The organism is Methylobacterium indicum, from assembly GCF_001043895.1.
Classification (GTDB): Bacteria; Pseudomonadota; Alphaproteobacteria; order Rhizobiales; family Beijerinckiaceae; genus Methylobacterium; species Methylobacterium indicum.
Genome location: NZ_JTHF01000164.1, coordinates 1 through 14,212, shown reverse-complemented (window position 1 = coordinate 14,212; position 14,212 = coordinate 1). Strand labels below are relative to the sequence as shown.

Annotated in this window: 13 protein-coding genes; 6 read left to right on the top strand and 7 right to left on the bottom strand. The window is 70.4% G+C overall.

What is annotated here, in order from left to right; all coding sequences use genetic code 11:
• Positions 1 to 91: 91 nt before the first annotated feature.
• On the bottom strand, positions 92 to 1,693 hold the full coding sequence (locus QR78_RS19435; protein ID WP_420890941.1) for an ABC transporter substrate-binding protein: 1,602 nt from the start codon (positions 1,691 to 1,693) through the stop codon (positions 92 to 94).
• Between the two features lie 301 nt (positions 1,694 to 1,994).
• Between QR78_RS19435 and QR78_RS19430 the strand changes: the two genes are divergently transcribed.
• Entirely contained in the window at positions 1,995 to 3,164 is a 1,170-nt protein-coding gene (locus tag QR78_RS19430) for a M20 aminoacylase family protein (RefSeq protein ID WP_048429217.1), read from the top strand.
• Between the two features lie 43 nt (positions 3,165 to 3,207).
• Here QR78_RS19430 and amaB read toward each other — a convergent pair whose 3' ends face one another.
• Both amaB and QR78_RS19420 read right to left on the bottom strand, forming a co-directional pair.
• Positions 3,208 to 4,749 carry an L-piperidine-6-carboxylate dehydrogenase gene (gene amaB, locus QR78_RS19425; protein WP_048429216.1) on the bottom strand — a complete coding sequence of 514 codons (1,542 nt, stop codon included), beginning with the start codon at positions 4,747 to 4,749 and terminating at the stop codon, positions 3,208 to 3,210.
• A 110-nt stretch (positions 4,750 to 4,859) separates the two neighbouring features.
• Positions 4,860 to 5,894 (bottom strand): aspartate-semialdehyde dehydrogenase, encoded by a 1,035-nt coding sequence (locus QR78_RS19420; RefSeq protein ID WP_048429215.1) that lies wholly within the window; start codon positions 5,892 to 5,894, stop codon positions 4,860 to 4,862.
• 440 nt (positions 5,895 to 6,334) lie between these two features.
• Between QR78_RS19420 and QR78_RS19415 the strand changes: the two genes are divergently transcribed.
• Positions 6,335 to 7,228: a hypothetical protein gene (locus QR78_RS19415; RefSeq protein ID WP_048429214.1), complete on the top strand. Its 894-nt coding sequence runs from the start codon at positions 6,335 to 6,337 to the stop codon at positions 7,226 to 7,228.
• A 98-nt stretch (positions 7,229 to 7,326) separates the two neighbouring features.
• Positions 7,327 to 7,740: a hypothetical protein gene (locus tag QR78_RS19410; protein ID WP_048429213.1), complete on the top strand. Its 414-nt coding sequence runs from the start codon at positions 7,327 to 7,329 to the stop codon at positions 7,738 to 7,740.
• A 153-nt stretch (positions 7,741 to 7,893) separates the two neighbouring features.
• Here the strand turns inward: QR78_RS19410 and QR78_RS19405 are convergent, their stop codons facing one another.
• The 3 genes from QR78_RS19405 to QR78_RS19395 form a co-directional block, all read right to left on the bottom strand.
• Positions 7,894 to 8,472, bottom strand: coding sequence for an LOG family protein (locus tag QR78_RS19405; protein ID WP_048429212.1), 579 nt, complete (start codon positions 8,470 to 8,472; stop codon positions 7,894 to 7,896).
• A 199-nt stretch (positions 8,473 to 8,671) separates the two neighbouring features.
• Entirely contained in the window at positions 8,672 to 9,778 is a 1,107-nt protein-coding gene (gene leuB / locus QR78_RS19400; protein ID WP_048429211.1) for a 3-isopropylmalate dehydrogenase, read from the bottom strand.
• A gap of 70 nt (positions 9,779 to 9,848) precedes the next feature.
• On the bottom strand, positions 9,849 to 10,790 hold the full coding sequence (locus tag QR78_RS19395) for a polyprenyl synthetase family protein (RefSeq protein ID WP_048429210.1): 942 nt from the start codon (positions 10,788 to 10,790) through the stop codon (positions 9,849 to 9,851).
• A 55-nt stretch (positions 10,791 to 10,845) separates the two neighbouring features.
• Here QR78_RS19395 and QR78_RS19390 point away from each other — a divergent pair, with 55 nt between their 5' ends.
• Both QR78_RS19390 and QR78_RS19385 read left to right on the top strand, forming a co-directional pair.
• On the top strand, positions 10,846 to 11,673 hold the full coding sequence (locus QR78_RS19390; RefSeq protein ID WP_082173779.1) for a biosynthetic peptidoglycan transglycosylase: 828 nt from the start codon (positions 10,846 to 10,848) through the stop codon (positions 11,671 to 11,673).
• Between the two features lie 131 nt (positions 11,674 to 11,804).
• Complete coding sequence (locus QR78_RS19385) at positions 11,805 to 12,146, top strand: hypothetical protein (protein WP_048429209.1); 342 nt, start codon at positions 11,805 to 11,807, stop codon at positions 12,144 to 12,146.
• A gap of 79 nt (positions 12,147 to 12,225) precedes the next feature.
• Here the strand turns inward: QR78_RS19385 and QR78_RS19380 are convergent, their stop codons facing one another.
• Positions 12,226 to 13,467, bottom strand: a complete 1,242-nt coding sequence (locus tag QR78_RS19380) for an argininosuccinate synthase (protein ID WP_048429208.1) — start codon at positions 13,465 to 13,467, stop codon at positions 12,226 to 12,228.
• Between the two features lie 187 nt (positions 13,468 to 13,654).
• On the opposite strand from QR78_RS19380, the gene QR78_RS19375 reads away from it, so the two are divergent.
• A partial coding sequence (locus QR78_RS19375; RefSeq protein ID WP_048429207.1) for a 2-hydroxychromene-2-carboxylate isomerase occupies positions 13,655 to 14,212 on the top strand: 558 nt, incomplete at its 3' end.

Here is a 14,212-nt window from a genome sequence, read left to right as displayed (position 1 = left end):
GTCTCGCCCCCGACAAGGGGGGCTCGACCCTCTCCCCGCCCGCGGGGAGAGGGGGATGCGCACAGCCCGGTCGCCCGAATTTAGGAGCGCCTTACGGCTCCTTCGACACCCAGTAGAGCATCATCTGGTTGTCGGCGCGGGGCACCAGCTTGACCTTCTTCGACACGCCCCAGGCGAGCGCCTGCTGGTGCAGCGGGATGTAGCCCCAGTCGTTCATGACGATCTCGTAGGCCTGCTTGATCATCAGGTTGCGGGCCTCCTGGTCGGTCTCGCGCTCGATCTTGTCGGCCAGCGCATCCACCTTCGGGTTGCAGTAATTCCCGAGGTTGGTGGTGCCGCGCGGCGAGGCCTTGTCGGTCCGGCAGCCGGCGATCTCGTACAGGATGTTGTGCGAGTCCATCGACGACGGCGTCCATCCCAGCATGTAGAACGAGGTGTCGAAGGCGGGCTTCAGGATCTTGGCGAAATACTTCGCCTTGGGCTGGGCGATCAGGTTCACCTTGACGCCGACGCGGGCGAGCATCGAGGTCACGGCCTGGCAGATCGCCTCGTCGTTGACGTAGCGGTCGTTCGGGCAGTCGAGGGGCACCTCGAAGCCGTTCGGGTAGCCGGCCTCGGCGAGCAGCGCCTTCGCCTTGGCCGGGTCGTAGGCCGGACGCTTGAAGTCACCGGCGAGCGGGAAGAGCGGCGGGGCGATGAGCAGGGCGGCCGGGGTCGCCTGGCCGCGCATCACGCGCTTGACGATCGCGTCCTCGTCGATGGCGCGGAAGAACGCCTCGCGCACCCGCACGTCCTTGAACGGGTTCTTGCCCTTGACGTTGGAGCCGCGCAGCTCGTCGCTGGTCTGGTCCATGCCGAGGTAGATCGTGCGCAGCTCGGGCGCGTTCACCACCACGGCGTTGGGGCTCGAGCTCACCCGGCTCTGGTCCTGGAGCGGAACGGGATCGACCCAGTCGACCTCGCCCGAGATCAGCGCGGCGACGCGGGTGGCGTCGTTGCTGATGGTGGTGAAGATCGCCTCGTCGAGGTTCGACTCGACCTTGCCCCAATAGCCGTCGAACTTCTTGAACACCGTGCGCACGCCGGGCTGGTGCTCGGTGATGGTGAACGGGCCGGTGCCGTTCTCATGGAGCGCCGCGTAGCTCGGGGCCGAGGCCGCGACCGGGGTGGGCTTCAGCGCGTCGTGCTTCTCGGCCCAGGTCTTCGACATGATGTACCAGCCGCCGAACTGGTACAGGGCGATGGGGTTGGGGTTCTTCAGCACCATGTCGACGGTGTGGTCGTCCACCTTCACGAAGGTGGCGTCCGCCGGCACGTTGGTCTGGAAGTTGGAGCCCGGCGCCCGCACGCGCTCGGCCGAGAAAATCACGTCGTCGGCGGTGAAGGGCGAGCCGTCGTGGAACTTGACGTTCTTGCGCAGGTGGAAGCGGTAGCGGGTCGGCTCCGGGGTCTCCCAGGATTCGGCGAGGCCCGGGACCAGCTTCAGGTCCTTGTCGCGGGTGACGAGCGACTCGTAGACCGCGCCGTGCGCCGCGATCGTGAACGTTTCCTTCAGGGTGTACGGGTCGAGGGACTTGAGGTCGCCCTGGAAGGCGAACCGGAAGGTGTTGGCGGCCGAGGCCGGCGCGGCACCGGCGACCGCCAGGAGAGCGGTGGCGGCGGTCAGGCAGGCCAGCAGCGGACGGGACTTCACGAACGACATCGACGGGCACACTCCGCGGGGGGACGCTGAGGCTCTTACTAGAGCCTTCCGGCGCCGCGCGCGACGCCGGAATGATGAAAAATGATGCATCGTCCCGGCCCTTCTCGCCGGATGGTGCACGGGGCAGGAACGATCGCGCAGCCCTAACAAGTCCCGGGCCAACCGGGCGGGGTCATGCGCCGGGCGCCGGGCCGGCGCCGTTCGCGAACGGCCGGAGGGAGTTGACCGCGCGCCGCTCTGCCTGTTGCATCCTGCCCGTCCGTTTTCCGCCCCCACACGAGCGTATCGTCACATGCCCGTCATCAACCGCGTCGCCGCCCTCACCGACGAGATCACGGCCTGGCGCCGCGACTTCCACCAGCATCCCGAGTTGCTGTTCGCGCTCGACCGCACCTCCGGCCTGGTGGCCGAACGGCTGCGGGCCTTCGGCTGCGACGAGGTGGTGACGGGGTTGGGCAAGACCGGCGTCGTCGGCGTCATCCGCGGCCGCAGCGGCGGCTCGGGCAAGGTGGTGGCCTTGCGCGCCGACATGGACGCCCTGCCGATCGAGGAGACGAGCGGCGTCGCCCACCGCTCGACGGTGCCGGGCAAGATGCACGCCTGCGGCCATGACGGGCACACCGCGATGCTGCTCGGCGCCGCCAAGTACCTCGCCGAGACCCGCAACTTCGACGGTACCGCGGTGGTGATCTTCCAGCCGGCGGAGGAAGGCGGCGGCGGCGCCGACGAGATGCTGAAGGACGGCCTGATGGAGCGCTTCGGCATCCAGGAGGTCTACGGCCTGCACAACATGCCGGGCCTGCCCCTGGGCCATTTCGCCATCCGCCCGGGCGCGATCATGGCGGCGGCCGACCGGATCACCATCACGGTGCGCGGCAAGGGCGGCCACGCGGCGGCGCCCCACAACTGCATCGATCCGGTGCTGGTTGCCTCCCACATCGTCACGGCGCTGCAATCGATCGTCTCGCGCACCGTCGATCCGGTGGAATCGGCGGTGATCTCGATCACCCAGGTCAAGGCCGGCGACGCCTTCAACGTGATCCCCGAGACCGCGATCCTCAACGGCACGGTGCGCACGCTCTCGGAATCGGTCCGCGACCTGTGCGAGGCGCGCATCGGCCAGGTGGCGTCGAGCATCGCCGCTGCCTTCGGCGCCACCGCGAGCACCGATTACGGCCGCGGCTACCCGGTGACCGTCAACGATGCCAACCGCACCGGCTTCATGGCCGACATCGCCGCCGAGGTCTCGGGCGAGGGCGCGGTGGAGCGCGCGGTCGCCCCGATGATGGGCGCCGAAGACTTTTCCTACATGCTGAACGCCCGGCCCGGCGCCTACATCTTCCTCGGCACCGGCCCGGGTGCGGGCCTGCACCACCCGGCCTACGACTTCAACGACCAGGCGACGCCCTACGGCGTCTCGCTGTTCGCCCGGATGATCGAGCGGGCGATGCCGGCGGCGTGAGAAGGAACGGCCCGGCGTTGCCGCAGCGCCGGGCCGTGTCTCGTCACACCTCGAACGTCACGCCCTGCGCCAGCGGCAGGGTCTTGCCGTAATTGATGGTGTTGGTGGCGCGCCGCATATAGGCCTTCCAGGCATCCGAGCCGGCCTCGCGGCCGCCGCCGGTCTCCTTCTCGCCGCCGAAGGCCCCGCCGATCTCGGCGCCGGACGGACCGATATTGACGTTGGCGATGCCGCAATCGGAGCCGGACGCCGACAGGAAGATTTCGGCCTCCGACAGGTCCTTCGTAAAGATCGACGAGGACAGGCCGGCCGCCACCGCGTTCTGGGCGGCGATCGCCTCCTCCAGGTCGGTGTAGCGCGTCACGTACAGGATCGGCGCGAAGGTCTCGCGGCGCATCGGGCCGGTCTGCTCGGGCATCTCGACGAGGGCCGGGCGGATATAAGCCGCCGCCTCGCCGCGGATGTCGCGCAGGCGCTCGCCGCCATGCACCGTGCCGCCGATGGCGCGGGCCTCGTCGAGGGCGCGGGCCATGCCGTCTGCGGCATGAACGTCGATCAGCGGGCCGATCAGGGTGGCAGGGTCGCGCGGATCGCCGATCCGCACCGAGCCGTAGGCGGCCTTCAGGCGCGGCACCAGCGCGTCGTAGACCGAATCGTGCACGAAGAGCCGCCGCAGGGTGGTGCAGCGCTGGCCGGCGGTGCCCATCGCCGCGAAGGCGATGGCGCGTAAGCTCAGGTCGAGGTCGGCGGACGGCGCCACGATGGCGGCGTTGTTGCCGCCGAGCTCCAGGATCGCCCGGGCAAAGCGCGCGGCGAGCTTCGGGGCGACCTGCCGGCCCATCGCGGTCGAGCCGGTGGCGGAGACCAGCGCCACCCGCTCGTCCTCGACCAGCCGCTCGCCGAGCTCCCGGCCGCCGATCAGCAGCCCGAGCAGGCCGTCCGGCGCGTCCGACCCGAAGCGCTTCACCGCCTTCGTGGCGAGCGCGTGGACGGCGAGCGCGGTGAGGGAGGTTTTTTCCGACGGCTTCCAGATCACCGGATCGCCGCAGACCAGCGCCAGCGCCGCGTTCCACGACCAGACCGCGACGGGGAAGTTGAACGCCGTGATGACGCCGCAGACGCCCAGCGGATGCCAGACCTCCATCATGCGATGGTCCGGCCGCTCGGTGGCGATGGTGAGCCCGTGCAATTGCCGCGACAGGCCGACGGCGAAGTCGCAGATGTCGATCATCTCCTGGACCTCGCCGAGGCCCTCCGAGAGGATCTTTCCCGCCTCGAGCGTCACGAGCCGGCCGAGATCGTCCTTGTGGGCGCGCAGCTCCTCGGCGAGCAGCCGCACCAGCTCGCCCCGGCGCGGGCCCGGCACCCGGCGCCAGGCGAGGAAGGCTTGCGATGCCTGCGCCAGCGCCGCCTCGGCCTCCGCGGCGGTGGTCTCGCGGACCGCCGTCACCACGCCGCCGTCGATCGGCGAGCGCGCCGGCAGGCCGCCCTCTCCGCCTTCCGCCGCGAAGGCCGAGGCCGGGACGCCGAGGCGCTCCAATACCGCCAGGGTGTCGTCGCGGACGGACAGGATGGTCGGGGCCATGGGCAGGATCTCCGCGTCTGACGAAAGACGGCCCGCCTCGGGGGAGACGGGCCGGTCATGATTCGGGTGATTATACGGGATCGGTTCCAGCTTCTACAGGACGGTCGCGCCTACGCGGCCTTCTGCTTGGGCGAGATCAGCTTGCGGTTGATCAGCACCTCGGCGATCTGGACCGTGTTCAGCGCCGCGCCCTTGCGCAGGTTGTCCGACACGCACCAGAACGACAGGCCGTTCTCGACCGTGATGTCCTCGCGGATGCGCGAGATGTATGTCGCGTCCTCGCCCGCGGCCTCGTGGGGGGTGATGTAGCCGCCGGGCTCGCGCTTGTCGTCGACCAGGATGCCGGGCGCCGAGCGCAGGATCTGGGTGGCTTCCTCGGCCGAGAGCGGGCGCTCGAACTCGACGTTCACCGCCTCCGAGTGGCCGATGAACACCGGCACGCGCACGCAGGTCGCCGTCAGCTTGATCTTGGGGTCGAGCATCTTCTTCGTCTCGGCCACCATCTTCCACTCTTCCTTGGTGGAGCCGTCCTCCATGAAGACGTCGATGTGCGGGATGACGTTGAAGGCGATGCGCTTGGTGAACTTCTGCATCTTGACCTCGCCGGCGGTGAACACCGCGCGGGTCTGGTTGAACAGCTCGTCCATCCCCTCCTTGCCGGCGCCGGAGACCGACTGGTAGGTCGCGACGACGACGCGCTTGATGGTGGCGGCCTCGTGCAGGGGCTTCAAGGCCACGACGAGCTGCGCGGTCGAGCAGTTCGGGTTGGCGATGATGTTCTTCTTGGTGAAACCCACCACCGCGTCGGCATTCACCTCGGGCACGATCAACGGCACGTCGGAATCGTAGCGGAAGGCCGACGAGTTATCGATGACGACGCAACCCTGCTGGCCGATGCGGGGCGACCACTCCTTCGAGGTCTCGCCGCCGGCCGACATCAGGCAGATGTCGGTGTCGGAGAAGTCGTACTGGTCGAGGGCCTGGACCTTCAGGGTCTTGTCGCCGAAGGAGACCTCCTGGCCCAGGCTGCGGCGGGAGGCGAGCGCCACCACGGTATCGGCCGGGAAGGCGCGCTCGGCCAGGATGTCGAGCATCTCGCGGCCCACATTGCCGGTGGCTCCGACGACGGCAACCTTGTAACCCATCTCAATCGCTCCAGTTCGGACTAACTCCTCCCCGGACGATCTCAGGCGGGCTTCGGGTAAGCCCGGCCTCCGTCCGCCACGGACGGGGAGGGATCCGAGGACGACGCGAGGCTTCAGCCGGCGGCAGTAATCGCCGTCGTGGCTTTGCGTTTCGTCGTGGTCGACACGAGCCGCATGGCGCGGGGTCAGTCCTCGAAAGGCGCACCCGAGACGGGGTGCGCGAGCGCGCACAGCAACAGCCCGAACGCGACGATCTGTCAAGGGGTGAATGGTCGGCGGGGTCGGGAACCGGCGACAGAGTCCGCGACCCGTCACGCATTAGCGCCTCGTTCACCCTGACTCGCGCCCCCTGAGGACAAGGCGGGCCGGGTCAAGGAAATCGCTAAAATGCGGTGCGACTCCTTGTTTCGCGAGATTGCGCGAACCGAAGGAGCGAGCCCGTGCGGCACAGGCCGGACTTCGACGACGCCGCCCTGGCGCGGGCGGGCCAAGCCCTCGTGCAGGACATCGGTCCCGTCGCGCCGCTGCTGCCGCGGCCCTTGTCCCGCGCGGAGCCTCGCCGGCTCTCGCGCGGCGCGGGGCGGCTGCGCATCCTGGCGCGTACCGCCGGCGCGGCCGGGGTGATCGCGCTCCTCAGCGTGCTCGCCAGCGAGCGGCGCCTCGCCGATCCGCCGCTCGCCGCCGAGGCCACCGCCTTCGTGCCGCGCTACGCCGCCCCCGCGGTGGCGCCGCCGGCCTGGCACACCGCCGCGGCCGACCGCTACCGCCTCGGCGAGGCGACCGGCAGCGCCCGCACGCAGCCGGGCCTGCGGGAGGACACCCTGACCACGGGCGAATTCGCGGTCCAGGAGGCGCCGTACCTGCGCCTCGTCGCCACCGAGACCGCCGAGCCGGAGGGGGAGGGGAGCCTGTTCGTCACCCTGGCCCGCCGGGCGGCGGAGGCCGGCGGCCTGTCGGTGGTGCGCACCGGCGAGCGCGGCCAGGTTTCGACGCGGTTCGGCGCCCTCGACACCGTCGATGCGACCCTCGCCGACGCAGAGGGGAAGCGCGGCTGCACGGCGTTCCGCCTCGGGGCCGCCCTGCGGCTCGAAGGCTGGCTCTGCGCGCCCCTCGGTCAGCTGCCCGAGCCGCAGGCTGTGGCCTGCGCGGTCGACCGCCTCGCGGAGCTCCCGGGCGCCGACCTGCCGGCGCCGGTCGCCACCATGCTGGCCGGCCCGCGCATGGCCGCCTGCCCGCCGGAGGAGCCGGCCACCACCGCGGCGGTGCCGACGCCCCGCAAGGCGGTTCGCAGGAATGCGGCGAGAGTGCGGCATTCGCGACCGGCTTTGCCGTGAGGCGGAACCTCGGCCGCGCTCGCACGTCTTTTTCCCCATAGGCGTCGTTTCTTAACGAGTGCGACGCTACCCCTGGCGACGTTCAGCAAAGGTGCGTCATGCGCTTCCAGACTCTCGCCCTGACCGGGCTTCTCTCCCTCGCGGCCCTGGGCGCCGGCACCGCTGCCTCGCAGGCGCAGGACAGCTACGTCATCCGCAGCTACAAGGACGGCCAGGGCCTCGCGATCCGCGTGCGCCCGCGCAGCTGGCTCGATGCCGGCAACGTGGTCGAGGCGAATTCGGGCGCGACCGGCAACCCGGCCACCAACCCGCACTTCATCACCGCCTCCTACCTGAACTCGCCGCCCTACATCGCCAACCGCGAGCGCTTCGGCGGCGCCGGCATCCTGCCCGACCCGATCACCAACGGCCCGTTCATCGGCGCCCGCCGCACCGCCGTCACGGTGGACCTCTCCGCCGTCGACTACCTTGACCCGACCTCGCCGCTGTCGCGGGCCCGCTACGGCTACTGAGCCTGGCACCGCATCCGGACATGCGACGGGCCCCGAAAGGGGCCCGTTTCCGTTTGGGGTCTTCGCCGATCGATGTCTCGCCCTCCGGGTTGTCCCGGGACCGCGAGATGCCAGGAGCGCCGGACCGATCGGAAGAGGAGAGGGGCGGGGAGCCTACCGCTCCTCCGCCTTCACCCACTTGATCACCTGCGGCGGTTCGTAGGCGCGGATCCGCGCCACGAGGTCCGCCGGCTCGGTGCCGACGATCAGCATCCCCCGGTGCGGCTCGCGCACGAAGCCTTCCCGGACGACGGAATCGAGGAAGCCGAGCAGCCCGTCGTAGAATCCGCCGGCGTTGAACACCGCGAGCGGCTTCCTGTGGTAGCCGAGCTGGGCCCAGGTCCAGACCTCGAACATCTCCTCGAAGGTGCCGAGGCCCCCGGGGAGCGCCACGAAGCCCTCGGCGAGGTCGGCCATCATCGCCTTGCGCTCGTGCATCGAGGCGACGACGCGCAAATCGGTCAGGCCGAGATGCGCGGTCTCCTTCTCGACGAGGGCCTTGGGCATGATGCCGGTCACCCGGCCGCCCGCCGCCAGCGCCCCGTCGGCCACCGCCCCCATCAGCCCGACCTTGCCGCCGCCATAGATCAGCTCGATCCCGGCCTCGGCGAAGTGGCGCCCGAGCGCGGTCGCCGCCTCGCGGTAGAGCGGGCGGGCCCCGTCGCTGGAACCGCAGAACACGCACAGGCGCATGGTGGTTCTCCCTGTCGATCGGAAATCGGGATCGGCTTGAGCATCATCCCATCCACGACCTCATCCCGAGGTGTCGGTCGATTGAAGATCGATTCACCTCGAAGGAGGGCTCCACGGATCGCGAGACTTCTGGAGCCTTCCTTCGAGGCCTGCTGACGCAGGCACCTCGGGATGAGATTGCGGGAGGGAGCGACCCCTCTCAGCCCGCCTGCGCCTGCAGCTCGCGCACGATGGCGTCGCCCATCTCGGTGGTGCCGACCGCGTTGGTGCCCGGCCCGGCGATGTCGCGGGTGCGGGTGCCGGCGGCGAGCGTGCGGGTGATGGCGCTCTCGAGCTGGTCGGCGGCCTCGAGCAGGCCGAAGGAGTAGCGCAGCGCCATCGCCAGCGAGCCGATCATGGCAATCGGGTTGGCGAGGTTCTGGCCGGCGATGTCGGGCGCCGAGCCGTGGACCGGCTCGTAGAGGGCGCGTCGGGTGCCGTTCTCGACCGCGCCGAGCGAGGCCGAGGGCAGCATGCCCAGCGAGCCGGTCAGCATCGCGGCCACGTCCGACAGGATGTCGCCGAACAGGTTGTCGGTGACGAGCACGTCGTATTGCTTGGGGTTGCGGACGAGCTGCATGGCGCAGTTGTCGGCCAGAACGTGCTCCAGCCCGACGTCGGAATACTGCTCGGCGTGGAGTTTCGTCACGGTCTCCTTCCAGAGCACGCCGGTCTTCATGACGTTGTGCTTCTCGGCCGAGGCGACCTTGTTGCGGCGCTTGCGGGCGAGGTCGAAGGCGACCGCGGCGATCCGCTCGATCTCGCCGGTGGTGTAGATCTGGGTGTCGATCGCGCGCTTCTGGCCGTCCTCGAGGGTCACGATCTCCTTCGGCTCGCCGAAATAGACGCCGCCGGTGAGCTCGCGCACGATGACGATGTCGAGGCCCTCGACCAGCTCGCGCTTGAGGGCGGACGCCTCGGCGAGCGCCGGGTAGCAGATCGCCGGGCGCAGGTTGGCGAACAGGCCCAGATCCTTGCGCAGGCGCAGCAGGCCCGCCTCGGGGCGCTTGGCATACGAGACGCCGGCCCATTTCGGCCCGCCGACGGCGCCGAACAGCACCGCATCGGCGGCCTTGGCCCGGTCCATCGCGGCTTCCGAGAGCGGCACGCCGTGGGCGTCGATCGCCGCGCCGCCGACGAGATCGGTCTCGGTCTCGAACTGCGCGATGCCGGCGCGGGTGAACCAGGCCAGGACCTTGGCGACTTCCTGTGCCACCTCGGGGCCGATGCCGTCGCCGGGCAGGAGCAGGATCTTATGCGTGGCCATGGCGTGGATCTTTCAAACCGGGAAGAGAGGGGAGGGCGGGGGGCGGTCCCCCCGCGGGAATCGAGGGATGTTAAGACTTGCGGGCGACGGTGAAGCGGGCGGCCTCGCACAGCGTCGCGGCGGCCTCGCCCCAGGGCTTGAGCGCGGTCTCGCACTCGCCCACCAGGCGCTCGCACTCGGCACGCGCCCCGTCGAGGCCGAGGCGGTCGACCAGGGTCGCCTTGCCGGCATCCTTGTCCTTCCCGGTGCGCTTGCCCATCGCCTCGGACGAAGCCTCGCGGTCGAGGATATCGTCGGCGACCTGGAAGGCCTGGCCGAGCGCGCGGCCGTAGGCGAGAAGCGCGCGGCGCTCCTCGGGCGAGGCGCCGCCGACGAGCGCGCCGGCATCGACCGAGAAGGCCAGGATCGCGCCGGTCTTCATCGCCTGGAGCTGGAGCGTGGCGTCGACGTCGAGATTGGCCGGGCCGAAGCGCCCCTCCGCCCCGAGGTCGAGGAGCTGGCCGCCGACCATGCCGCCGAGGCCCGAGGCGCGAGCGAGGCCGAGCACCAATTCGGAGCGGATCAGCGGATCGGCCTGCCAGGCCGGATCGGCGACGATCTCGAAGGCCAGCGTCTGGAGCGCGTCGCCGACCAGGATGGCCGTCGCCTCGTCGTACTTCTTGTGCACGGTCGGCTGGCCGCGGCGCAGGTCGTCGTCGTCCATCGCCGGCAGGTCGTCGTGGACGAGCGAGTAGCAATGGACCAGCTCGACGCCGGCCCCGGCGGCCATCGCGCCCTCGAACGGACCGCCGAGCATCCGGGCGGTCTCGATGGCGAGGAACGGGCGCAGGCGCTTGCCGCCGTTGAGCACGGCGTGGCGCATCGCCTCCATCAGCCGGGGCGGCCGGGCGATCTCGCCCGCCTGGACGCCGTCGCCGAGGCGCTCGGCGAGGAAGCCTTCGGTGCTCTTGGCGACGGCGGCGAGCCGCGCCGTGAAATCGCCTGCCTGCGGGTATCCTGTGGTGCCGGCCATCGTATTTTCCTGGGGACGGCCCGGCGTCGTGTGCTGCGGGGCCCGCGTTGACGTCATGGTGTCCTCGTATCGACGGGCACGCCGAGAGGAGGGTCGGATTCAGGAGCCGCGCGTCACGGCGGACCGCGACGGGGCTGGCCGGGACGGGAACGTCCTGCGGCCGCTGCGCCGCCTGGAGCCGACCCACGCGCCGGTCGCCGGCAGCGCGACGCGGGCCCGCGGGCGGCGGGTGCTGCGCGCCGTGCTCCTCGTGCCCGTCATGGCGGTCGTCCTCGTCCTGGTCCTGGCGCTCGTCTATCGCGCGCTGACCCCGCCCTCAACCCTGATGCTCGGCCGCTGGGTCACGCTCCAGCCGGTGAGCCGCATCGTGGTGCCGCTGGAGGCGATGGCCCCGGCCCTCGTCCAGGGCGTCGTCGCCTCCGAGGACCAGCGCCTGTGCCTGCATGGCGGCGTCGACTGGGACGCCCTGTGGAGCGTCGTCGACGACGAGGACGGCCCGAGCCGCGGCGCCTCGACGGTGACGATGCAGACGGTGAAGAACGTCTTCCTGTGGCCGGGCCGCTCCTACCTGCGAAAAGCCCTCGAGATCCCGTTGGCGCTGATGGTGGACGTGGTCTGGGGCAAACGCCGGACGATGGAGATCTACCTCAACGTCGCCGAGTGGGGGGAGGGGGTCTTCGGGGCCGAGGCCGCCGCCCGGCACTGGTTCGGCAAGTCCGCCCGCGACCTCACGAAGGGCGAGGCGGCTCTGCTCGTCGCCACCCTGCCGAACCCGATCCTGCGCAATCCGCGCCGGCCGACCCGGGCCCTGCGGGCGATCGCCAACCGCATCCAGGGGCGGACGGCCGGGATCGGCGCGCTGGCCCAATGCGTGCGGCCTTGAGCCGGCGAACCAGCCCACCCACCCGCGACTTTCCCTCGCGGTCGCCCGCAACGGGGCTGGCGCGGCGGCCTTTCCCCCCGTAACACGGCCGCGCCCGCCCGAGCGGCGCGGCCCTTGAAAAGGGAAGCACGATGTTCACTCTCGAGATCGACGGCACGGCCGTCGCCATCATCCGGTCGAACGAGGAGCGGGCCCGGGAGCTTCTCGAGGTCGAGGGCTTCCAGGACGACCTGCGCACCATGAAGAGCGACGGCCGCCCGCTGTGGACGGGCAAGGTCGAGTCGCTGAAGCTGCGCCCCGCGACCGAGGACGAGATCGAGACCTTCGAGGACTCGATGGACGACGAGGATTTCGAGGACGAGGACGAGCCCCGGGCCGCCAATGACAGCCAGGGCGAGACCGACGACGAGGACGAGGAGGACGACGTCGACATCCTGTTCCTGGTCGACATCGACGATGAGGACGAGGCGTAAGACGCAGCGCGGCCGGCGTCGCGCCGGCCGCATCGTTCGTATCCGAGGCCCGCTCCGTCGCCGGAGCGGGCCTTTTGTCTTACGCGCCGAGCTTGCGCTTGCGCTGGCCCAGCGTGCGCAGGCGCAGGGCGTTGAGCTTGATGAAGCCCGCCGCGTCGCGGTGGTCGTAGGCGACCGCTCCTTCCTCGAAGGTGACGAGGTCCTGGTCGTAGAGCGAGTTCGGGCTCTCGCGGCCGATGACGTGGACGCCGCCCTTGTAGAGCTTCAGCCGCACCGTGCCGGTGACCATCTCCTGGCTCTTGTCGATCAGCGCCTGGAGCATCTCGCGCTCCGGCGAGAACCAGAAGCCGTTGTAGATCAGCTCGGCGTAGCGCGGCATCAGCTCGTCCTTGAGATGCGCCGCGCCGCGGTCGAGGGTGATCGACTCGATCGCCCGGTGGGCCGGCAGCAGGATGGTGCCGCCGGGGGTCTCGTACATGCCGCGGCTCTTCATGCCGACGAAGCGGTTCTCGACGAGGTCGAGGCGGCCGATGCCGTTGGCGCGGCCGAGCTCGTTGAGCTTGGCGAGCAGGGTCGCGGGCGACAGCGTCTCGCCGTCGATCGAAACCGCGTCGCCGCGCTCGAAGCCGATGGTGATGATCGTCGGCGTGTCGGGCGCCTCCTCGGGGGAGAGGGTGCGCGAATAGACGTAGTCGGGCACGTCCTGCGCCGGATCCTCCAGCACCTTGCCCTCGGAGGAGGCGTGCAGGAGGTTGGCGTCGACCGAGAACGGCGCCTCGCCGCGCTTGTCCTTGGCGATCGGGATCTGGTGCTGCTCGGCAAACGCGATCAGCGATTCGCGGGAGCGGAAATCCCACTCGCGCCAGGGGGCGATCACCGTCACGTCGGGCTTCAGCGCGTAGTAGCCGAGCTCGAACCGGACCTGGTCGTTGCCCTTGCCGGTGGCGCCGTGGGACACGGCATCCGCCCCGACCCGCTCGGCGATCTCGATCTGCTTCTTGGCGATCAAGGGCCGCGCGATCGAGGTGCCGAGCAGATAGATGCCCTCGTACTGGGCATTGGCCCGGAACATCGGGAAGACGTAGTCGCGGACGAATTCCTCGCGCAGGTCCTCGATGAAGATGTTCTCGGGCTTGATGCCGAGCAGCTCCGCCTTCTTGCGGGCCGGCTCCAGCTCCTCGCCCTGGCCGAGATCGGCGGTGAACGTCACCACCTCGCAGCCGTAGGTGGTCTGGAGCCACTTGAGGATGATCGAGGTGTCGAGGCCGCCCGAGTAGGCGAGCACGACCTTCTTCACGCGCTTCTGGGGCTGGTCGGACATGCGGATCGGGCCTCGAGCAAAAAGGGAACTGAGCGAACGCGCCGGGGCTTAACAGCCCGGCCCGGCCGCGTGCAACCGCGTTGCCAAACTCCTCGCTCCGGCCCGTGGCGATGCGACGCCCGGACCGGCGCTTGTGAGTGGGGCGCGCGGACGCGAAGGTGCCGGCTCAGCCATACGGAGGGGTGCGATGCCGCGCCGGCCTACGCTCGAATTCTGGTTCGAGTTCGCATCGACCTATTCGTACCTCGCCGCGATGCGGATCGAGCCGCTCGCCGAGGCGGCCGGGGTCACCTTGCGCTGGCGCCCGTTCCTGCTCGGGCCGGTCTTCGCCGCGCAGGGGTGGACCTCCTCGCCGTTCAACCTCTACCCGGCCAAGGGCCGCCACATGTGGCGGGACCTCGCCCGCGAGGCGGCCCGCCTCGGCCTGCCGCCGGTGGTGCGGCCCGAGAGCTTTCCCCAGAACAGCCTGGCGGCGACCCGCGTCGCGGTCCACGGCGCCGAGGAGCCGTGGATCGGCGCGTTCGTCCGGGCGGTCTACGACGCCGAGTTCGCCCGCGGCCAGTCGATCGCCGAGCCCGCCGCCGTCTCGAACCTCCTCAACGGCCTCGACCTCGACGGGCCGGCGCTCATCCGCGCCTCGACCCAGGAGCCGGTGAAGGGCCGCCTGCGCTCGATCGGCGAGGAGGCGAAGTCCCGCGGCCTGTTCGGCGCCCCGACCTTCCTCACCGAGGACGGCGAATTGTTC

What these genes read in the sequence shown, in the direction of transcription:
- QR78_RS19430 (WP_048429217.1), top strand. Translation starts at nt 1,995, where the DNA reads ATGCCCGTCATCAACCGCGTCGCCGCCCTCACCGACGAGATCACGGCC.
- amaB (WP_048429216.1), bottom strand. Translation starts at nt 4,749, where the DNA reads ATGGCCCCGACCATCCTGTCCGTCCGCGACGACACCCTGGCGGTATTG.
- QR78_RS19420 (WP_048429215.1), bottom strand. Translation starts at nt 5,894, where the DNA reads ATGGGTTACAAGGTTGCCGTCGTCGGAGCCACCGGCAATGTGGGCCGC.
- QR78_RS19410 (WP_048429213.1), top strand. Translation starts at nt 7,327, where the DNA reads ATGCGCTTCCAGACTCTCGCCCTGACCGGGCTTCTCTCCCTCGCGGCC.
- QR78_RS19405 (WP_048429212.1), bottom strand. Translation starts at nt 8,472, where the DNA reads ATGCGCCTGTGCGTGTTCTGCGGTTCCAGCGACGGGGCCCGCCCGCTC.
- leuB (WP_048429211.1), bottom strand. Translation starts at nt 9,778, where the DNA reads ATGGCCACGCATAAGATCCTGCTCCTGCCCGGCGACGGCATCGGCCCC.
- QR78_RS19395 (WP_048429210.1), bottom strand. Translation starts at nt 10,790, where the DNA reads ATGGCCGGCACCACAGGATACCCGCAGGCAGGCGATTTCACGGCGCGG.
- QR78_RS19390 (WP_082173779.1), top strand. Translation starts at nt 10,846, where the DNA reads ATGGTGTCCTCGTATCGACGGGCACGCCGAGAGGAGGGTCGGATTCAG.
- QR78_RS19385 (WP_048429209.1), top strand. Translation starts at nt 11,805, where the DNA reads ATGTTCACTCTCGAGATCGACGGCACGGCCGTCGCCATCATCCGGTCG.
- QR78_RS19380 (WP_048429208.1), bottom strand. Translation starts at nt 13,467, where the DNA reads ATGTCCGACCAGCCCCAGAAGCGCGTGAAGAAGGTCGTGCTCGCCTAC.